The sequence below is a fragment of the Lacimonas salitolerans genome (genome assembly GCF_042677865.1).
Lineage (GTDB): Bacteria > Pseudomonadota > Alphaproteobacteria > Rhodobacterales > Rhodobacteraceae > Lutimaribacter > Lutimaribacter salitolerans.
The window spans coordinates 67,957-87,850 of sequence record NZ_JBHUDD010000047.1 but is presented as its reverse complement, the minus strand read 5'-3'; the positions used below and the strand labels follow the sequence as shown (position 1 = coordinate 87,850).

Genomic DNA, 19,894 nt, shown 5'->3' with positions numbered 1-19,894 from the left:
AGGGCGGCATCTTCTCAAGCGTCGCGACCAAGGATTCTCATCCTGATTGACGCGCTCTTCTCATCAAGTTTGTCGCGCTACAATGGCCCGAGCGATTTGGTTGAGGTTATTGCCCGCGCGCCCAACCGCCGCTAGCAGCACGGGATCGACCTCCGGTGGTCGCGCCCGCCGCTGAATCGGCTCAGCGGACAGGACGTGACGAGCATAATCCGAAAAGGATCGCTCTTGGGCGCGGGCCTTGAGCAGCCACGCAGAACGCTCCTCCTCCGTGCAGCGAACACGCAGGACCAGATCACGCACCAAACGCGGTTTTGGCTCTCGGTTACTCATACCAGCCACCTGACGCGCTCCGCGCGCCGGGCTTGGGGTGAAGGGGAAAGGGCCTGCCCATTCCCTTCCAAGGTGCATGTCGCGTAGCCACATGCGTAACCTTGCTCTCTTTCTCTGAAGGCCAACGAGGGTAGTTCATAGGTTGCCTCCTGACCGGAGCAACGCATGTGTCAGCTCTCCGACCAAGCCGTCGAGAACGGCAATCTGTCTGGCCTCTTTTCGGGCCATCCCTGCAAAGGAAGCGGCTGCGTTCTTCCGTCCAAAAGGCCCATCTCGCTGCGAATTTCGATCTGCCACGATCAGGCAAAGCGCAGTCCTCGCCTCGCCAAGCTGTGTGCATCTCTCTCGCCACAAACGGCTGGAGACGCCCAGCTCATATGCCCGATCATGCGCCGCTCGCGTGACAGCCTGCCAATCCGGCGGAGCACCACAGGCGTACAGATCAATGTACTCGCCCAGCTGTGGACCAGCCAAAAGCCGGGCATGGGCCGGGCTGGTGTTCAACCGCCCCTCCTCCCTTGGCTTCTCGGCGATACGAGTTTTATTTTTCTTTTCTTCATTCATATTGAGACGGACATTTTTGTCCGACTCGACGGTCTTCTCTGGCTGTCCGGCAACTGTCGAAAAATCTGCAAGTACGGCTTCCAGCGCCTCGGCCACCTCCTGCATTTTTTTGATGTCGCTCAGCTCGTTGGGCCGACGACGCGGCAGAATGCAGGTCGCTGCCTCATCGGCATCCGCGTCGTCCAAATCTCGTATCTGCAGAAAGAGGCCCTGAATATGCTCGCGCAACCGCTCGCGGTCTTCATCGGCCTGCATCTGACGGCTGACAAGCAGCCGAATGTACTCCGCCTTTTCGATAAGCGGGGCCAGGTTGATGCCCGCTGCACGCTTGATCACACCATCAACACGATCACCGGAGCGGCTTTTTCGATCGGGATAAGTGCGTTTGATCAGGCCAGCACCAACCAGTTCAGCTTCAATTCTGGCAATCTGGCGCTTTGACAATCCAAGGAGAGCGGCAAGCCGCTCCAGCGAATACCAGATGGCGCAAATCCTGCCCTCCCGGAAATCGGACGGCTGGCAGTTATCTATCGCGAATTCGAGATACCTGAGCGCGCCACTCGACAGGCCGAGAACAATCCTCGCCTGCTGTAGAAAAAACTTCAGTCGGTAAGATGGCATGTCGGCAGGCAAGCCGTTGTGGGTCAACCGAACACTCATGACGCACCGCCCGGCAGCAGTTTGCCGCCTTGATTGCAGGTTGCTTCAACGTCAAGATTTGCGGTAGGGTGTCGGGGTAAGCTGGAGGCTTTTACTTTAGATTTGATCCCGGTTTCGGTTGCCGCCGAACCGGGATTTTTCTGTTTGATTGGCAGGAGAGAACCGACTCTAGTCAAATCTGACTGTAGAGGTTTTGTAGAGATGTTCTCTGCATGTTCGCGGAAAAAAGCCGCAAAATCCTGCGCAATCCTGCACGATGCAGGATTTGAATTCCCGCAAGTCATTGTATTTATTGGCAGGTTTGGTGACCCCGGCAGGATTCGAACCTGCAACCTGCCCCTTAGGAGGGGGCTGCTCTATCCAGTTGAGCCACGGGGCCACGCTTTGGGTTTTAGCCGTGCCCGGATGCTTGAACAAGTGCCGAGGTTCGCGCTAGGACTACCATATTCAAATGACAGGATCCCCCGGACGTGTCGCGACCGCTCAACCGCCCTCTGACCCTGCGTGACGTGTCCGAGGCATCGGGCGTGTCGGAGATGACCGTCAGCCGCGTGCTGCGCAATCGGGGCGATGTCAGCGACGCCACCCGCGAAAAGGTGCTGCGCGCGGCCAAGGCGCTGGGATATGTGCCCAACCGCATCGCCGGGTCGCTGGCCAGTCAGCGCGTGAACCTTGTGGCGGTGATCATCCCGTCGATGTCGAACATGGTGTTCCCCGAGGTGATGACCGGCATCAACCGCGTTCTGGAAGACACGCCGCTGCAACCCGTTGTGGGCATCACCGATTACCTGCCCGAGAAAGAGGAAAAGGTGCTGTACGAGATGCTTTCCTGGCGTCCGTCGGGCATCATCCTTGCCGGGGTCGAGCATTCGGATGCCTCGCGCGCCATGCTGCGGGCCAGCGGCATTCCGGTGGTCGAGATCATGGATACCGACGGCACGCCGGTGGATGCGATGGTGGGCATCAGCCACCGCCGGGCCGGGCGCGAGATGGGCGAGGCCATTGTCAGGGCCGGCTATCGCCGGATCGGGTTCATGGGCACCAAGATGGCGCTGGACCACCGGGCGCGCAAACGCTTCGAAGGGTTCACGCAGGCTTTGGCGCGCGCGGGCATCGAAGTGGCGGATCAGGAGTTCTATTCCGGTGGATCCGCGCTGTCCAAGGGGCGCGAACTGACGGCGGCGATGATGGCGCGCAGTCCGGATCTGGATTTCCTGTACTACTCGAACGACCTGATCGGCGCAGGCGGGCTGCTGTGGCTGCTGGAGCAGGGCTATGACATTCCGGGGCAGATCGGGCTGGCCGGGTTCAACGGGGTCGACCTGCTGCACGGGCTGCCGCGCCGTCTGGCCACGATGGATGCCTGCCGCGACGAGATCGGTCGTCGCGCCGCCGAAATCATCGTGGCGCGCACCGCTGACCCGGTGCGGGCGGTCGAGCGTATCGTGACACTGGCGCCCACGATCGAACGCGGCGACACGCTGCGTCCGCTGTAGTCAGGAGTCAGTAGCGCAGAAAGAACGCCCCCGCGCTGCCGCGGCGGCTGTTCAGGCCGCTTTCATCGAACACCTGCAACACGTTCAGCAACCGCCAGCCATCGCGCGCCAGACGCCCGCGCAACTGGCCCTGTGCATTGGCCTTGGTGCAGGGGCCCGAAATCTCTGCCACGCCGTAATGCAGTTCCAGCGGGTTGTCGCGCCGCGCCTTGTAGTCGGCAAAACAGGCCGCATGGGCCGGCAGGGCCAGCATCAGGGTCAGCGCAAAAGCGACGATGGCAGGAAGTGTTTTCATGAAGCCGAGAATGGGCGCATCCCGCGTGATATTCAATATCCAAAGGGGTTTGGACCAGGTGCTATCCGATAACAGCGGGGTGTTATTGCCTGTCCGCACCGGTCCGACCCACCCTGCCCCCATCGCAACAGGGCCGCCCGCAACGGATCGCCCAAACGGGAGAAGGAGGCACCTCATGTCCCGCAAATTCATCGCAACCATTCTGGCAGGCGCCTTGGCTGTCACCGCTTTTGCCGCCGCACCGGCCCGGGCGGACTCCAAGGACGTAGCCAAGGCGCTGGCCGGCATTGCCGCGCTGGCCATCATCGCCAAGGCGATCGACGACAGGCGCGACGACAAGCGCAAGCAGACCCACGTTCACACCCCGACTCGGAACTACGGCAACCAACACCGCTATCCGGCCGTGCGCGGCCATGTCCAGCCCCGACCGCTGCCCGGTCGGGTCAGCCGCAAGCTGCTGCCCGGCGCCTGCATGGTGGATATCTCGGGCCGGAACCGCAAGGTCCGCGCCTTTGGCAGCCGCTGTCTTGCCAACAACCGTGTCAACGTGAACGCCCTGCCGAACAACTGCCGCATCCAGGTGCGCGGTAATCGGCAAAGCCACGTTCTGTACGAGGCCAATTGCCTGCGCAATCACGGCTATAGCCTGGCGCGCTACTGATCCGGTCAGCCCGGCCCTCGGGGGTATCCGCGCGGTCGATTGCGCGGATGCCCCCGATTTCATGTTGCCCGTGGCGCGGTTTCACGCTTTCACAGCGGCATGACATCGCCTGATTATTCCTTTGAACAGGCCGCCCAAGAAGCCGGGTCGCGCATCGTCGCCGGAGTCGACGAGGTGGGGCGCGGCCCGCTGGCAGGCCCGGTGGTGGCAGCAGCCGTGGTGCTGAACCCGGCCCGCATTCCCGACGGCCTGCGCGATTCCAAGATGCTGACCGCCAGACGCCGGGCGGCCCTGGCCGAGATCTTGCAGGACGTGGCGCAGGTGGGCATCGGCAGCGCCAGCGTGGCCGAGATCGACCAGATCAACATCCTGCGCGCCAGCCATCTGGCGATGGCCCGCGCGATTGCCGCCCTGCCGGTTGCCCCCGATCACGTGTTGATCGACGGCAATATGATTCCGCGCGGGCTGGCCGTTTCGGCGCAGCCCCTGATCAAGGGCGATGCGCGTTGTGTCAGCATCGCGGCGGCCTCAATCGTGGCGAAAATATGGCGCGATCGGGTGATGTGGGATTTGGCGCAACAGTTCCCCGGCTATGGCTGGGAGACGAACGCAGGCTACCCGTCAAAAAGCCACAAGGCGGCGCTTCAAAATCTTGGTGTGACCCCACACCATAGGCGTTCGTTCAAACCCGTGCACAATATCTTGTATCAAGACAAATCAATAAGTGACTGATTCAAAAAAGAAATTGACGCCGAATCGGCTTTGACTCATCTTTGCTGCAACCACAGAACGCGCCAATGCGCCGGGGTCAGAGGCAGAGAAGAGAACAATGACAGATACCAAGGGCGCATCCGCGCTCCCCCTGAACACGATCATAGACGGCGACTGCATCGAGGTGATGAACAGCCTTCCCGAGGCGTCGGTCGACCTGATCTTTGCCGACCCGCCCTATAACCTGCAACTGCGCAGCGATCTGCATCGCCCGGACAATTCCAAGGTCGATGCGGTGGATGATGCGTGGGACCAGTTTGCCAGTTTCGCCGCTTACGACTCGTTTACCCAGGACTGGCTGACAGCGGCGCGCCGGTTGCTCAAACCCAACGGTGCGATTTGGGTGATCGGCTCCTATCACAACATCTTTCGGGTCGGGGCTGCGTTGCAAAACGCGGGCTACTGGATTCTGAACGATGTGGTCTGGCGCAAGGCCAACCCGATGCCGAACTTTCGCGGCAAGCGGTTCACCAACGCGCATGAAACGATGATCTGGGCCAGCAAGGAAGAGGGTGCGAAATACACCTTCAATTACGAGGCGCTGAAATCGCTGAACGAAGGAATCCAGATGCGCAGCGACTGGGTGCTGCCGATCTGCACCGGGCACGAGCGGCTGAAGGATGGCAACGGCGACAAGGCGCACCCGACGCAAAAGCCGGAATCGCTGCTGCACCGCGTGATCGTGGGCAGCACCAACGCAGGCGACGTGGTGCTGGACCCGTTCTTTGGCACCGGCACCACCGGGGCCGTGGCCAAGATGCTGGGCCGGGATTTCATCGGGATCGAGCGCGAGGCGGCCTATCGCAAGGTGGCACAGAAACGCATCGACGGCGTGCGCCGGTTCGACCGCGAGGCGTTGCAGGTCTCGGCCAGCAAGCGCGCCGCGCCGCGCGTGCCGTTTGGCCAGCTGGTCGAACGCGGCATGTTGCGCCCGGGTGAGCAGTTGTTTTCCCCCCGTGGCCGGATTGCCAAGGTGCGCGCCGACGGCACGCTGATCGGCGATCAGGTCAAGGGCTCGATCCATCAGGTCGGCGCCGCGTTCGAGGGCGCACCCTCGTGCAACGGCTGGACCTACTGGCACTTCCGCCGCGATGGCAAGACCATTCCGATCGACCTGCTGCGTCAGCAGATCCGCTCGGAACTGGAAACCTGATCCACCCCATAGGTTACCGCCCGGTGTCCGCGTCCTGACTTGCGGCACCGACCTCACCTGCCCCGCCGCATTGGCGGGGCCTTTTTGGTGTGCGCACACCCCATGTGCCCCAGCCGCCTTGCCGCCCCATGCGATTTCCTGTTTCCTGCGCCCAATCACGCGCAAACAGGAGGCATCAGATGTCCGACGAATACACACCGCCCAAGGTCTGGGAATGGAAGCAAGAGTCCGGCGGGCGCTTTGCCAGCATCAACCGCCCCATCGCCGGCCCAACCCATGACAAGGACCTGCCGGTGGGCAAGCACCCCTTGCAGCTTTATTCTCTGGCCACGCCCAACGGCGTCAAGGTCACCGTGATGCTGGAAGAGTTGCTGGCCGCAGGCCATACCGGCGCGGACTATGACGCCTGGCTGATCAGGATCGGCGATGGCGACCAGTTCGGCAGCGGGTTCGTCGACATTAACCCGAACTCGAAGATCCCGGCGCTGGCCGATCACAGCATGGACCCGCCCCTGCGCGTGTTCGAAAGCGCGTCGATCCTGTTCTATCTGGCCGAGAAATTCGGAGTCTTTCTGCCCACGGAGACCCGCGCGCGCACCGAGTGCATGAACTGGGTGATGTGGCAGATGGGCAGCGCGCCCTATCTGGGCGGCGGTTTCGGGCATTTCTACGCCTATGCGCCCCAAAAGTGGGAATATCCGATCGACCGTTTCGCGATGGAGGTCAAGCGCCAGCTTGACGTGCTGGACCGGCATCTGGACGGGCGCGAATGGATGCTGGACGAGTATTCCATCGCCGACATGGCGATCTGGCCCTGGTACGGTCAGCTTGTGCTGGGCCGCCAGTATGACGCGGCCGAGTTTCTGGACGTGACCAGCTATACCAACGTGCTGCGGTGGGCTGAGAAGATCGACGCCCGGCCAGCGGTGCAACGCGGGCGCATGGTCAACCGCGTGATGGGCGATCTGTCCAGCCAGCTGCACGAGCGGCACGACGCCGGTGATTTCGACACAAAGACGCAGGACAAGATCGAGGCTGCGGAAAAGGGGTGATCGCCAGACGCCCAAAAAACAGGCGGGGCAGTCGGCTTTCTGACCAGTTGCACAGGAAATCACCCCGCCTGATGGCCCCTTGGGCAAACGCGGCCTAAGTTTGGGCCATGACAGACGATTTGCCCCTGCTGGTGTTTTCCGATCTGGATGGCACCCTGCTGGACCACGACAGCTATGATTACACCCCGGCCCTGCCTGCATTGGCTGCCTTGCACCGGGTGGGGGCGGGCGTGGTGCTGGCCACCAGCAAGACCGCGGCCGAGGTCGCCCCCCTGCGCGCGGCCCTTGGCCTGACCGACTGGCCCGCCATCGTGGAAAACGGGGCGGGCGTTCTGGACGCCGGGGCGCAGGCCACGGGCGATGACAGCGACTACCGCCGCATCCGCGCCATCCTCGCAACCCTGCCAGCGGGGTTTCAGGGGTTCGGCGATGTCACGGCGCAGGATGTGGCCGACATAACCGGACTGCCACTGTCAGCCGCGCGGGCCGCGCAACAGCGCCGGTTCAGCGAGCCGGGGCTGTGGAAGGGTGACGCCGCGACGCTTGATGCCTTCATGACAGCCGCACAGGCCGCCGGGCTGCATGCGCGCCAGGGCGGGCGGTTCCTGACGCTGAGCATGGGGGGCACCAAGGCCGACCGGATGGGCGCGCTGATCGCCCGCTTTGCCCCGCGCACCACCATCGCGCTGGGGGATGCTCCTAACGATGCCGAGATGCTGGAAACCGCCGATTTCGGCGTGATCGTCGCCAATCCCCACGCGCCGCCCCTGCCCCCCTTGCGGGGCGAAGGCGCAGGCCGCATCATCCGCACGACCGCCCCCGGCCCGCACGGCTGGTCGCAAGCGATATTTGCCCTGCTGCACCGGCTGGGCCTGATCAAGGAAGCCGCGCCAGATGTCTGATTTCCACCAGAACGGCAATATCACCACCCTGCACAATCTGCGCACCCAGACGCTGGAGAATCTGGAGTATGAATTGTCCACATTCGCCCAGACGCGGCGCATCACGCTGATCCTGCCCAGCCTGTTTTCCGAGCTTGAGGGCGACGCGCTGCCGCATATCCTGAACGAACTGGCACAGGTGCCGTATCTGCACCGCATCATCATCGGGCTGGATCAGGCGGACGCCGCGCAATATAACCATGCCTGCGCGTTCTTTGGTCACCTGCCGCAGACCCATACGGTGATCTGGAACGACAGCCCCCGGATGCTGGAGCTTGGTGCGCGGCTGGATGCGCTGGGGCTGGCCCCGCAGGAGCCGGGCAAGGGCAAGAACGTGTGGTCCTGCATGGGATACCTGATCGCCTGCGCCGACAGCGCGGTGATGGCGATCCATGATTGCGATATCCTGACCTATGACCGCGAGATGCTGGCGCGGCTGGTCTACCCCGTGGCCAATCCCGGCTTTCCCTACCAGATGGCCAAGGGCTATTACCCGCGCGTGGGCGACGGCAAGCTGAATGGCCGCGTTACCCGCCTGCTGGTCAGCCCGCTGCTGATCGCGCTGAAACGGGTGATTGGCGACCGCGACTACATCGATTACCTGCGCAGCTTTCGCTATCCGCTGTCGGGCGAGTTTGCCATGCGCACGCCGATGCTGCCCGATCTGCGCATCCCGTCCGACTGGGGGCTGGAGATCGGCGTTCTGTCCGAGGCATGGCGCAACCTTGCGCCCAAATCCGTGTGTCAGGTCGAGATTTCGGATGCCTATGATCACAAGCATCAGGACCTGTCGCCCGAGGATGCCAGCAAGGGCCTCAGCCGGATGTCCACCGACATCTGCAAGGCGATATTCCGCAAGCTGGCCGCCGATGGCACGGTGTTCACGCCCAACGTGTTCCGCACGCTGAAAGCGACCTATTACCGATCGGCGCTGGACCTGCTGGAAGGGTATTACAGCGATGCCAAGATGAACGGGTTGTCACTGGACCGGCACCGCGAGGAAGAATCGATCGAACTGTTCGCCGAGAACATCATCCGCGCGGGCCAGGTGTTTCTGGACAACCCGCGGGAATCGCCCTTCATCCCGACGTGGAACCGCGTGCACGCCGCCGACCCCGAGTTTCTGTCTGACCTGCGCGCCGCCGTGACCGCCGATCACGAGGAGTACGCCTGAGGCGCGCGGTTGCTGATCCAGCGGCATTGATAGGGTGCAAAGGGGATATCGGGACCGGCCGCATCGATCCGCTCGCCCGAGATCAGGTCTTGCCACTCCTCGCCCTCGATCAGGTTGATCTGGCCGGGGGCAACCGCGACGGTATCGGCACTGACATTATGGATGGCAAAGACCGACTGGTGCCGGTCGAGGCTTTGCCGCCACAGCCCGAACAGCCGCTCGTCCAGCCGCAGGGTGAATTGCGTCGCATTGGGATGAAAGGCCGCCTGCCGCCCCCGCAGGCGCAGCAGCGCCGACAGACCACGCAGCGCCCGCGCCTGATCCGAGGCCGGATCATCCAGCCGCTCGAGCAGCGTGGGGTAATCCCATCGGTGCCGGTTGATCGCCCGGTTCATGCCGCGCCGTTCGACCGCATCGTGATCGTTCGGCGTGGCCAGCATCGCGTGGATGTAGAACGCCGGTATCCCCTCGAGCGACATCACGATGGTCTGCGAACATAGGAAACGCGCCATCTGCTGCGCGTCCTCGCCCGCGAAGGTGGCGCGCATCGCCTCGAACCAGCTGCAATTCAGCTCATAGGGTTCTTCGCCCCCGCCGGGTGTTGCGCGCATTGACACCAGCCCGCCGATGCTGCGGATCGTGTCGATCACCCGCGCCTTTTGATCGGGTGGCAACACGCCCTCGGCCGGGCGCATGCCGATGCCGTCATGGCTGGCGGTGAAGTTCAGATAGGCACAGCCCAGTTGCGCGGGCGGCATGGTGGATTGCCAGCGATGCAGATAGCGCGCCGTGCCCGCCATCATCGCATGCAGGATCAGCGGCGGCAGCGGAAAGTTGTAGACCGCATGCGCCTCGTTCCGGTTGCCGAAATAGCTCAGGTTCTCGGCCTTGGGCACGTTGGTTTCGGTCAGCAGCACCAGCGTTTCGGTGGCATAATCTGCCAGCAGGCGCATCAATTGCACCACCGCGTGGGTCTGCGCCATGTGGATCGAGGATGTGCCCGCCTGTTTCCACAGGAACGCCACCGCATCCAGCCGCAGGATGCGCACGCCCTGATCCACGTGCAGCCGGATGATGCGCAGCATCTCCAGCAGCACCTCGGGGTTGCGGAAGTCCAGATCGATCTGATCGTGGCTGAAGGTGCACCAGACATGGCGCAGGCCATTGCTGGTCTCGACCTCCTGCAGCAACGGCGTGGTGCGCGGGCGCACGACGGCCGACAGGTCATCCTCGGGCGAGGCCTCGAAAAAGAACCGGTCAAAGGGCGGCTGCCCCTGCCGGTATGCGTTGAACCACGGCCCCTGACTGCTGACATGGTTCAGCACCAGATCCGACATCAGGTGAAAATCGCCCGCGATCCGCCGGATATCCGACCAGTCGCCAAGCTGCGGATTGACCGCGCGATAATCCGTCACGGCAAAGCCGTCGTCCGAGGTGAAGGGAAAGAACGGCAGGATATGCACGCCGTTCACCACGCCCTTCATCTTGCGCAGCAAAAAATCGTGCAACAGGTCCAAGGGCTTGTGCGACCCGTCCTGGATCGAGTTGCCATAGGTGATCAGCACCGCGTCGCGTTCCGACCACAGGCTGTTGCCGGGCGGGCGGGCGCGCTTGCGCCGGTGCGTGCCCTCGGGCCAGAAGGCATCGACGATCTGGCTGGCCAGAATATCTGCATTCAGATCGGGATAGATCTGCTGCACCAACCCCGCCAGCCGTTGAGAGAAGGAGGCAGACACGTCAGATACCTGTGCGCGCGCGGATCGGGGTGATGCTTGTCATGGTGGCCTAACCTTTTGTCGTGACCTGCATTTTTGCGCGACAGGCGGTCAGGGGCAAGCCTTGGCTGGAGATGGTGCCCCCGACGCGTCATGGATTGCCCATCGAATTGGCGCTTTGGCCTGGGCGGTCACGTTGAACACCGGGACCAATCACCGACACCAAGGCTGAAAAAACTACCGCGTGAAATCGGTGATCACCGTCACGCCCACGCCCTGAAACCCGTCCATCCCGCGCAAGGCATCCTCGGCCTGACCCAGCGCGATACGGCCCGTCACCAGCCGAGAGATGTCCAGCCGCCCGGCTTCGATCATCCCGAACAGCGCCGGAAACCGCCGCGCGGCCATGCCGCGCGAGCCTGCGATACTGATCTGGCGGGAATACACAAGTTCCAGCAGCGGCAGCGTCACGGTATCATGCGCGCCCACCGGCATGCCGATCTGCACATGGCAGCCCAGCTTGCGCAGGCTGCGCACCGAGTTTTCAAAAGTCGCCGTCACGCCCAACGCCTCGACCGAGACATGGGCCCCGCCATCCGTCAGGTCGCGCACCGCCGCGCCGACATCGTCCAGCCCGGCCGCGTTCAGAACCTGCGTCGCGCCCAGATCCCGCGCCATCGCAAGGGCCTGTTCGTTGATATCCACCGCCAGCACCCGCGCGCCCAGTGCGGCCCCCAGCATCACCGCCGACAGGCCCACGCCGCCGCAGCCATGCACCACCAGCCATTCGCCGGGCGCCAGCCCGGCCCGGTCCACCACCGCGCGAAACGCCGTGGTGACGCGACAGCCCATGCCGGCCGCCTCGACATAGCCCAGGGCGTCGGGCAGGCGCACCAGGTTGAAATCGGCGTGCCGGACCGCCAGACGCTCGGCAAAGGCGCCCCAGCCGGTAAAGCCGATAACGTCCTGATGGTTGCAGGTGGTGGGATCGCCGATGCGGCAATCGGGACAGGTGCCGCAGGCCAGAATGAATGGCGCGGTCACCCGGTCACCCACGGCAAAACCGCGCACATCGCGCCCGACCTCTTCGATCACGCCGGCAAATTCGTGGCCCATCACATGCGGCAGAACCACGTCCGGGTCGGCGCCTTCCCAGGCGTGGTGATCCGACCGGCAGACTCCGCAGGCCATGACCCGCACAACGACCCCATCGGGCGGGCAGGCCGGATCGTCCACGGTTTCAAGGGAAAGCGCGCTGTCATAGCGCGTCATCACCAGTGCCTTCATCCTCGCCCCTCCTTGCGCCAGTCCGGGCGCAAGGAACCGCAAGCGGCGGGTCAAGGCAAGGGGCGATCAGCCCTGCGGTGCCAGACACTCGGCAAAGGCCACGCCCATCGCGCGCAGGGTCTGGGGATAAAGATCAGCGCCCGGTTCGAACGCGAATGTGCCCAGAGGGTCCAGCACGGCGGTATTCAGATCATCGACACCCAGTGCCGCGATAATGCCGGGATCGAACTGCGGTTCGGTGAACACGCAGGTCACGCCCAGATCGCCGATCTTGTCGCGCAGCTCGGAAATGCGGCCTGCGCTGGGGGCTGTGGCATCCGACAGGCTGATCGAACCCGAGGCCGCCAGACCAAAACGGGCCTCGAAATACTGATAGGCGTCGTGGAACACGATGAAGCCGGTTCCATTCTCGGGCAGGCTGGCCGCGATCTCGGCTTCGAGCGTGGCAAGCTGTGCCTTGCCCGTTTCGGCATTGGCGCGGTAGGTGTCGGCGTTTTCCGGATCAAGCTCGGCCAGTTCGCCGGCGATGGCATCCAGCCAGACAGCCCCGTTGCGAGGGTCAAGCCAGGCATGGCTGTCGAACGCGCCATGATCGTGATCGTCGTGGTCGTGTGCATCGGCCTTGGCGTGATCATGGTCGTGGTCATCATGGCCATGGTCATCGGCTTTGTCATGATCGTGATCGTGATCGTCGTGATCATGCCCGTCAGCCTCGGCATGGTCATGGTCGTGGTCGTCATGACCGTGATCGTCGCCATCGCCGTGGCTATGACGTCCAAAGGTAGCACCTTCGCGCCTGTCCAGACGGGTTGCGCCCTCGACGCCCAGCAGCTCCAGCAGATGCGCGTCACCGGCCAGGGTCTGCACCGGCTGCATCAGCCAGGGTGTCAGCCCCTCTCCCACAATCACCACCAGATCGGCCTGATCCAGCGCGCGTGCCTCGGTCGGGCGCAGGGAATAGCCGTGGGGGGATGCCCCGGGCCGCACCAGCAGGTCGGGCTGACCCAGATCGCCCATCACCTGCGCCACCAGCGAATGCACGGGGGCGATGTCGGTCACGACGCGGGGCACATCCGCCAAGGCGGCGGTCGAGGTCAGCAACAGGGCGGTCAGGGCGGGGCGCAGCATCGGGATACCTTTCGGATTGGAACAGTCGAAGGGCTGAATAGATGTAATGATATAACATTGCAAGCGTGATGTTACAATATTGCATCCCGCGCCGCCCCGGCCTAGATTGGCGTGCCATGACAACGAATGCCTTTCATAGCCACGATCATACCGCCTGCATCGCCGACGCGATTTCGGTGGCCGAGGCCTATTGCGCCGAACGCAAGCTGCAATTCACCCCGGTGCGGCGGCGGGTGCTGGAAATCCTGCTGGCAAAGCACCGGGCGCTGGGAGCCTATGACATCCTGTCCGATCTGGATGCCGAAGGGTTCGGCTCGCAACCGCCCGTGGCCTATCGCGCGCTGGATTTTCTGGTGACGCACGGGTTTGCCCACAAGATCGAACAGTTGAACGCCTATACCGCGTGCAGCCATCCGGGCGCGGATCATGCGCCGGCCTTTCTGATCTGCCGCATCTGTGGCGCGGTGCAGGAGGCCAAGGCCCAGCCGGTTCAGGGCGCGCTGGGACGGGCCGCGCGCGAGGCCGGGTTCACCATCGAACGCGCCGTGATCGAGGCGCAGGGCCTGTGCCCCGACTGCACCCGGGCCGAGGCATGAGCCTGATCACAGCCTTGGGCGTCGGCGTCAAGCTGGGCGGCAATCAGGTGCTGCGCGACGTCGATTTCAGCATCGACCGGGGCGAGATCGTCACCATCGTCGGCCCCAATGGCTCGGGCAAATCCACCTTTCTGCGTGCGCTGATCGGCGCGCAGGCGGCCACCGTCGGGCGGATCGCCCATGCACCCGGCCTGCGCATAGGCTATGTGCCCCAGCGCCTGCACATCGACCCGACCCTGCCGATGACGGTGGGGCGGTTCCTGTCGCTGCCGCGCAGACGCAATGCCGCGGAAGTGGCGCAGGCACTGGGGCGCGTGGCCGTGCCGCATCTGGAACGTCGGCAGATGGCCGACCTGTCAGGCGGGCAGTTTCAGCGCGTCCTGCTGGCCCGCGCCCTGCTTGAAGCGCCGGACCTGTTGATCCTGGACGAAGCCACGCAAGGGCTGGACCAGCCGGGATCGGCGGCGTTCTACCGGCTGATCGAGGAATTGCGCGGCGACCTGGGATGTGCCGTGCTGATGGTCAGCCATGAATTGCATGTGGTGATGGCGGCCAGCGATCGGGTGGTCTGCCTGAATGGCCATGTCTGCTGTCAGGGCACGCCCGACATCGTGGCCAGCGCGCCGGAATACCGCGCGCTGTTCGGCACCGGCACGCAAGGCGCGCTGGCGCTGTATCGGCACGATCACAACCACAGCCATGATCACGATCACGACCACACCCCGCACCGGCACGAGGAAAGCGCCTGATGGCCCTGCTGGACGACTTCCTGATCCGCGCCATGCTGGCGGGCATCGGCGTGGCCTTGGCCGCCGCCCCGATGGGCTGTTTCGTGGTCTGGCGGCGGATGGCCTATTTCGGGGATGCAACGGCCCATGCCGCGATTTTGGGCGTGGCGCTGGCGCTGGCGCTGGACATCCCGGTGTTCGGCGGGGCCGTGGCCGTGGCGCTGGTGATGGCGCTGACGGTCAGCACGCTGGCCGGGCGGGGCTATTCGATGGACACGCTGCTGGGCGTGCTGGCCCATTCGGCGCTGGCATTCGGCCTTGTGGCGGTGTCGTTCCTGACCGATGTGCGGATCGACCTGATGGCCTATCTGTTCGGGGATATCCTTGCGGTGTCGCGCGGCGATCTGGCGGTGATCTGGGGCGGGGCCGGTCTGGTGCTGGTGCTGCTGGCGTGGCGCTGGCAGGCCCTGCTGACCGCCACGCTGAATCCCGATCTGGCCTATGCCAGCGGAATCGATCCGCGCCGCGAGCAGTTGATCCTGACACTGGCGCTGGCGCTGGTGGTGGCGGTGGCGATCAAGGTCGTGGGCGTGTTGCTGATCGCGGCATTGCTGCTGATTCCCGCCGCCACCGCCCGCCCCTTTGCCCGCTCGCCCGAGCAGATGGCCGGGATTGCCACGGTGGTGGCCGTGGTCTCGGTTCTGGGCGGGCTGCAAGCCTCGCTGCACTACAACACGCCCACGGGCCCCAGCATCGTCTGCGTGGCGGCGGGTCTGTTCATTCTGTCGTCGCTGGCGCGGGGCTTGCGGCAGAGCGCGTGACGCTACGTTTTTCGCATTGCGAAACGAATTTCCGTTAGTTGACGGATACCGACGCCCGCTTTACATTTTCGCAGGACCGAGGATCGCACAAGCGGCCCGGAAACACGGACACATGGGGGGAGCGCATGGCCGATATCCATCAGGTCAACGACCTTATCTCGATCGAGCGTGAGGGCGACATCGCCCTGATCTGCATCGACAATCCGCCGGTGAATGCCACTGGTCAGCCCGTGCGGGAAGGGCTGCAACAGGCCATCGAAAAGCTGAACGCCGAGGGCAACGCCAAGGTCGCCGCGATCTATGCCGCGGGGCGGACCTTTGTCGCCGGGGCCGATATCAAGGAATTCGGCAAGCCGCCCAAGGTCCCTGCCCTGCCCGACGTGTTCAACGTGATCGAGGACAGCACCGTGCCGGTGATCTGCGTCATGCACGGCACCGCGCTGGGGGGCGGGCTGGAACTGGGCCTGTCGTGCCACGCCCGTATCGGCATCGAGGGGCTGCGCGTCGGCCTGCCCGAAATCAACCTTGGCCTGCTGCCCGGTGCCGGTGGCACGCAGCGCGTGCCGCGTCTGGCGGGTATTCCCATGGCGCTGGACATGTCCCTGTCGGGCCGGATGGTCGATGCCAAAGAGGCGCTGGAAAAGGGTCTGATCGACCGGCTGGACCAGGGCGATCCGCGCGACGTGGCGCTAAAAGCCGCGCAGGATGTGCTGGACGGCACTTTGCAGACCCGCCGGACCTGTGACCTTGAGACGCCCAAGGACGACACCGCGCTGGACGAGACGGCGGCGATGCTGCGCAAGAAGCAGGCGCATATGTTCTCGCCCCACAAGATCGTCGAGGCGGTGCGCGCGTCCTACCTGCCCCGCGCCGAGGGGCTGGCGATCGAACGTCAGGCGTTCATCGACAGCATGGACACGCCGCAGCGCGCGGGCATGATCCACGCGTTTTTCGGTGAACGCGCGGTCAGCAATATCCCCGAGGCCAAGGGCGACACCCGCCCGCTGGACAGGATCGGCGTGATCGGTGGTGGCACGATGGGGTCGGGCATCGCCACCTCCTGCCTGCTGGCGGGCATTCCCGTCACGCTGGTCGAGGTGGCGCAGGACGGGCTGGACCGCGGCATCGCCACCATCACGAAAAACATCGACGGCGCGGTGTCACGCGGCAAGCTGGCCGGTGACAAGCGTGACGCGGTGCTTGGCATGCTGACCCCCACGCTGGCGATGGAGGATCTGGCCGATGTCGATCTGGTGATCGAGGCGGTGTTCGAACAGATGGACGTCAAGCGCGACATCTTCGGCAAGCTCGACAGCATCTGCAAACCCGGTGCCATTCTGGCGTCCAACACCTCCTATCTGGACATCAACGAAATCGCCGCCTGCACCAAGCGTCCCGCCGATGTGCTGGGCCTGCATTTCTTTTCGCCCGCGCATGTGATGCGCCTGCTGGAAATTGTGCAGGGGGCTGAAACCGCGCCGGACGTGCTGGCAACAGGCTTTGCGCTGGCGAAGAAACTGAAGAAGGTCGGCGTTCTGGCGCAGGTCTGCGATGGCTTCATCGGCAACCGTATTCTGGCGCATTATTCCAAGGTGGCCAGCTATCTGGTGCTGGATGGTGCCAGCCCGCAGCAGGTGGATGACGCGCTCGAAGGGTTCGGATTTGCCATGGGGCCGCACAAGGTGGGCGATCTGGCGGGTCTCGACATCGGCTGGATGACCCGCAAGCGCAAGGCGGATGACCGCGACCCGGCCGAGCGTTACGCCGGCGACGTGGCCGACCGTATCTGCGAAAACGGCTGGTTCGGTCGCAAGACCGGCAAAGGATACTATCTGTACGACAGCGGCGCGCCCGTGCCCAACCCCGAGGTAGCGACGATCATCGACGAGGTGCGCGCCGACAAGGGGATCACCCCGCGCACCTTCGCGGATGAGGACATCATCGACCGATACATGACCGCCATGATCTCCGAGGCCGCCCGCGTGGTCGAGGATGGCACCGCCAAGCGGCCCGTCGATGTCGATATGGTGTTCCTGTTCGGCTACGGCTTTCCGCGTTTCCGCGGTGGGCCGCTGCATTACGCCGACAGCATCGGCGCGGCCGAACTGGTCGCGCGGATCGAAGCCTACGCCAAGGAAGACCCCCATTACTGGCAGGTGCCGCCCATTCTGGCCCGTATGGCCAAGGATGGCAGCACATTCGCCGACCTGAATTAAGGAGCCCGAGATATGGACCTGAGCTTTACCAAGGAAGAACTGGAATTCCGCGACGAGGTGCGCAGCTACCTTGCCGACAATCTCCCCAAGGAAATGAGCGAGACCGTGCGCCGCGGCGGCGAGCTGACCAAGGACATGATGGAGGAGTGGCACGCCATCCTTCAGCGCAAGGGCTGGCTGGCGACGATCTGGCCAAAGGAATACGGCGGCCCCGGCTGGACGCCTGTGCAAAAGCACATCTTCGAGGAAGAATGCTGCCGCGCCTATGCCCCGCGCATCGTGCCCTTCGGCCTGAACATGCTGGGCCCGGTGCTGATCGAATTCGGCAACCAGGAGCAAAAAGACACCATCCTGCCGCGTATCCTGGATGGCACCGACTGGTGGTGCCAGGGCTATTCCGAGCCGGGCGCAGGCTCTGACCTTGCGTCGCTGAAAACCCGTGCCAACCGCGATGGCGACGAATGGGTGATCAACGGCCAGAAAACCTGGACCACGCTGGGCCAGCACGCCAACAAGATCTTCTGCCTGTGCCGCACCGATCCGGATGCCAAGAAGCCGCAGGAAGGCATTTCCTTCATCCTTGTCGATCTGGACACACCCGGTATCGAAATGCGCCCGATCAAGCTGATCGAAGGCGGGCACGAGGTGAATGAGGTGTTCTTTACCGATGTGCGCGTTCCTGTCGAAAACCTTGTGGGTGAGGAAAACAAGGGCTGGACCATCGCCAAGTTCCTGCTGACCCACGAACGCACCGGGATTGCCGGTGTCGGGTTCTCGATGCAGAGCCTCGAAGAGGTCAAGGCGCTGGCCCGCAAGGTCAAGCGCGGCGGCAAGCGTCTGATCGACGACCCGCTGTTCGCCGCCCGCATCGCGCAGGCCGAGGTGGACCTTGAGGCGATGAAGATCACCAACCTGCGGATGCTGTTCAAGGCACAGGAAATGGGCGCGCCCGGTCCGGAAACCTCGATCCTCAAGATCAAGGGTACGGTGATCCATCAGGAGCTCAAGGATCTGGCCCGCCGTGCGCTTGGCCCTGTCGCGGCACCTTTCCCCGGATACCTGGCCGATGGCAACATGACCTTTGGCCCCGATGGCACCGAACACAACGCCGCGCGCTATTTCAACAACCGCAAGACCTCGATCTTTGGCGGCTCGAACGAGATTCAGCGCAACATCCTGTCCAAAGCCGCATTGGAGCTGTAACCGATGGATTTCAACCTGACCGAAGACCGCCGGATGCTGGCCGACAGCTTGAACCGTTACCTGGGCGACAAGTACCCGGTCGAGCATCGCAACAAGGTCGCCTATGACCTGCCCTGCCACGACCCCGAAAAATGGGGCGAGCTGGCCGAACTGGGCGCGCTGTTCGCGCTGGCCCCCGAGGATGCGGGTGGCTTTGGCGGCACCGGCTTCGACATCTCGGTTGTGTTCGAGGCGTTGGGCCGGACCCTGTGCCCCGAACCGATGCTGGGCGCCACCATGGCCGCCCGCATCCTGACCCGGCGGGGCGCGGATCAGGAGGCGCTGCTGTCGGGTGCCACCAAATACGCGGTTGCCCTGTCGGAAGTTGACGCGCCCTACGATCCCGCCGGGATGGACTGCACCGCGCAGGCATCCGGCGACGGGCACAGCCTGTCGGGCCGCAAGACCAGCATCTATGGCGGGCAGGTGGCCGATGTGTTCATCGTCGCGGCCATGCTGGGCGGCAAGCCCGCCCTGTTCGAGGTGCAGGCGCCCGATGCGCAGGTTGTCGGCTATCCGATGATGGATGGCGGCGGCGCGGCGGAATTGCTGCTCGACGGCACCAAGGCCAGACTGCTGGCCGAGGACGCGGGCGCGATCATCGCCGATGCGGTCAACGCCGGTATCGTGGCGCTGTGCGCCGAGGCCGTGGGCGCGATGGATGTCACCCACGCCACCACCGTCGATTACATGAAGCAACGCAAGCAGTTCGGCGTGCCGATCGGCAAGTTCCAGGTGCTGCAACACCGCGCGGTTGACATGCTGACGGAAATCGAACAGGCGCGCTCGATCACCATCAAGGCGGCGTCCGAGCTGGACGGGCCGGATGCGTCGCGCTTTGCCTCGATGGCCAAGAACATGATCGGGCGCGCCGCCCGGCTGGTCGCCGAAGAGGCGATCCAGATGCATGGCGGCATCGCGATGACATGGGAGTATCCGACCTCGCACTATGCCAAGCGGCTGGTGATGCTTGACGCGCAACTGGGCGATACCGATTACCACCTGTCGCGGATCATGGCCGATCTGGCCGCCTGATCCACCCCTCCGCACATTACCACAGACCG

Annotated in this window: 19 protein-coding genes and 1 tRNA gene; 13 read left to right on the top strand and 7 right to left on the bottom strand. The window is 64.0% G+C overall.

Annotation, left to right across the window (positions count from 1 at the left end; translation table 11 throughout):
* Positions 1-63: 63 nt before the first annotated feature.
* From ACFTOW_RS07585 to ACFTOW_RS07575, 3 genes are all read right to left on the bottom strand, one after another.
* Positions 64-330, bottom strand: a complete 267-nt coding sequence (locus ACFTOW_RS07585) for a plasmid mobilization protein (RefSeq protein WP_379914460.1) — start codon at positions 328-330, stop codon at positions 64-66.
* Between the two features lie 135 nt (positions 331-465).
* The gene (locus tag ACFTOW_RS07580; RefSeq protein WP_379914459.1) at positions 466-1,542 is read right to left on the bottom strand and encodes a helix-turn-helix domain-containing protein; all 1,077 of its coding nucleotides are present in this window, start codon (positions 1,540-1,542) and stop codon (positions 466-468) included.
* Between the two features lie 314 nt (positions 1,543-1,856).
* A tRNA-Arg gene (locus tag ACFTOW_RS07575) sits at positions 1,857-1,933 on the bottom strand.
* A 91-nt stretch (positions 1,934-2,024) separates the two neighbouring features.
* On the opposite strand from ACFTOW_RS07575, the gene ACFTOW_RS07570 reads away from it, so the two are divergent.
* A complete protein-coding gene (locus ACFTOW_RS07570) occupies positions 2,025-3,050 on the top strand; it encodes a LacI family DNA-binding transcriptional regulator (RefSeq protein ID WP_379914458.1) in 1,026 nt (341 codons plus the stop codon).
* Between the two features lie 7 nt (positions 3,051-3,057).
* Here the strand turns inward: ACFTOW_RS07570 and ACFTOW_RS07565 are convergent, their stop codons facing one another.
* Positions 3,058-3,345: a hypothetical protein gene (locus tag ACFTOW_RS07565; protein WP_379914457.1), complete on the bottom strand. Its 288-nt coding sequence runs from the start codon at positions 3,343-3,345 to the stop codon at positions 3,058-3,060.
* A gap of 175 nt (positions 3,346-3,520) precedes the next feature.
* On the opposite strand from ACFTOW_RS07565, the gene ACFTOW_RS07560 reads away from it, so the two are divergent.
* The 6 genes from ACFTOW_RS07560 to ACFTOW_RS07535 all read left to right on the top strand — a co-directional run bounded on the left by ACFTOW_RS07560 (position 3,521) and on the right by ACFTOW_RS07535 (position 9,097).
* The gene (locus ACFTOW_RS07560) at positions 3,521-4,006 is read left to right on the top strand and encodes a hypothetical protein (protein WP_379914456.1); all 486 of its coding nucleotides are present in this window, start codon (positions 3,521-3,523) and stop codon (positions 4,004-4,006) included.
* A 99-nt stretch (positions 4,007-4,105) separates the two neighbouring features.
* The gene (locus ACFTOW_RS07555; protein ID WP_379914455.1) at positions 4,106-4,738 is read left to right on the top strand and encodes a ribonuclease HII; all 633 of its coding nucleotides are present in this window, start codon (positions 4,106-4,108) and stop codon (positions 4,736-4,738) included.
* A gap of 97 nt (positions 4,739-4,835) precedes the next feature.
* Entirely contained in the window at positions 4,836-5,930 is a 1,095-nt protein-coding gene (locus ACFTOW_RS07550; RefSeq protein ID WP_379914454.1) for a site-specific DNA-methyltransferase, read from the top strand.
* 179 nt (positions 5,931-6,109) lie between these two features.
* Positions 6,110-6,982 (top strand): glutathione-dependent disulfide-bond oxidoreductase, encoded by an 873-nt coding sequence (gene yghU / locus ACFTOW_RS07545; protein ID WP_379914453.1) that lies wholly within the window; start codon positions 6,110-6,112, stop codon positions 6,980-6,982.
* Positions 6,983-7,089: 107 nt separating this feature from the next.
* Positions 7,090-7,884 (top strand): HAD-IIB family hydrolase, encoded by a 795-nt coding sequence (locus tag ACFTOW_RS07540; protein ID WP_379914452.1) that lies wholly within the window; start codon positions 7,090-7,092, stop codon positions 7,882-7,884.
* Entirely contained in the window at positions 7,877-9,097 is a 1,221-nt protein-coding gene (locus ACFTOW_RS07535) for a glycosyltransferase family protein (RefSeq protein WP_379914451.1), read from the top strand. Before ACFTOW_RS07540 ends, ACFTOW_RS07535 begins: the two co-directional genes overlap by 8 nt.
* On the opposite strand, the gene ACFTOW_RS07530 is transcribed toward ACFTOW_RS07535, so the two are convergent.
* The 3 genes from ACFTOW_RS07530 to ACFTOW_RS07520 form a co-directional block, all read right to left on the bottom strand.
* The gene (locus tag ACFTOW_RS07530) at positions 9,079-10,833 is read right to left on the bottom strand and encodes a sugar phosphorylase (RefSeq protein ID WP_379914450.1); all 1,755 of its coding nucleotides are present in this window, start codon (positions 10,831-10,833) and stop codon (positions 9,079-9,081) included. The two genes, ACFTOW_RS07535 and ACFTOW_RS07530, sit on opposite strands and share 19 nt — an antisense overlap.
* Before the next feature lie 216 nt (positions 10,834-11,049).
* Positions 11,050-12,099, bottom strand: coding sequence for a zinc-dependent alcohol dehydrogenase family protein (locus ACFTOW_RS07525; RefSeq protein ID WP_379914449.1), 1,050 nt, complete (start codon positions 12,097-12,099; stop codon positions 11,050-11,052).
* A 66-nt stretch (positions 12,100-12,165) separates the two neighbouring features.
* On the bottom strand, positions 12,166-13,227 hold the full coding sequence (locus tag ACFTOW_RS07520) for a zinc ABC transporter substrate-binding protein (RefSeq protein WP_379914448.1): 1,062 nt from the start codon (positions 13,225-13,227) through the stop codon (positions 12,166-12,168).
* A gap of 116 nt (positions 13,228-13,343) precedes the next feature.
* Here ACFTOW_RS07520 and ACFTOW_RS07515 point away from each other — a divergent pair, with 116 nt between their 5' ends.
* The 6 genes from ACFTOW_RS07515 (at position 13,344) to ACFTOW_RS07490 (ending at position 19,865) form a co-directional block, all read left to right on the top strand.
* Positions 13,344-13,823 carry a transcriptional repressor gene (locus tag ACFTOW_RS07515; RefSeq protein ID WP_379914447.1) on the top strand — a complete coding sequence of 160 codons (480 nt, stop codon included), beginning with the start codon at positions 13,344-13,346 and terminating at the stop codon, positions 13,821-13,823.
* The gene (locus ACFTOW_RS07510) at positions 13,820-14,572 is read left to right on the top strand and encodes an ATP-binding cassette domain-containing protein (RefSeq protein ID WP_379914446.1); all 753 of its coding nucleotides are present in this window, start codon (positions 13,820-13,822) and stop codon (positions 14,570-14,572) included. The genes ACFTOW_RS07515 and ACFTOW_RS07510 overlap by 4 nt, the downstream gene beginning before the upstream one ends.
* Entirely contained in the window at positions 14,572-15,372 is an 801-nt protein-coding gene (locus ACFTOW_RS07505; protein WP_379914445.1) for a metal ABC transporter permease, read from the top strand. The genes ACFTOW_RS07510 and ACFTOW_RS07505 overlap by 1 nt, the downstream gene beginning before the upstream one ends.
* 125 nt (positions 15,373-15,497) lie before the next feature.
* Positions 15,498-17,588: a 3-hydroxyacyl-CoA dehydrogenase NAD-binding domain-containing protein gene (locus ACFTOW_RS07500; protein ID WP_379914444.1), complete on the top strand. Its 2,091-nt coding sequence runs from the start codon at positions 15,498-15,500 to the stop codon at positions 17,586-17,588.
* A gap of 12 nt (positions 17,589-17,600) precedes the next feature.
* Positions 17,601-18,791, top strand: coding sequence for an acyl-CoA dehydrogenase family protein (locus ACFTOW_RS07495; RefSeq protein ID WP_379914443.1), 1,191 nt, complete (start codon positions 17,601-17,603; stop codon positions 18,789-18,791).
* A 3-nt stretch (positions 18,792-18,794) separates the two neighbouring features.
* Positions 18,795-19,865, top strand: coding sequence for an acyl-CoA dehydrogenase family protein (locus ACFTOW_RS07490; RefSeq protein WP_379914442.1), 1,071 nt, complete (start codon positions 18,795-18,797; stop codon positions 19,863-19,865).
* Positions 19,866-19,894 lie beyond the last annotated feature (29 nt).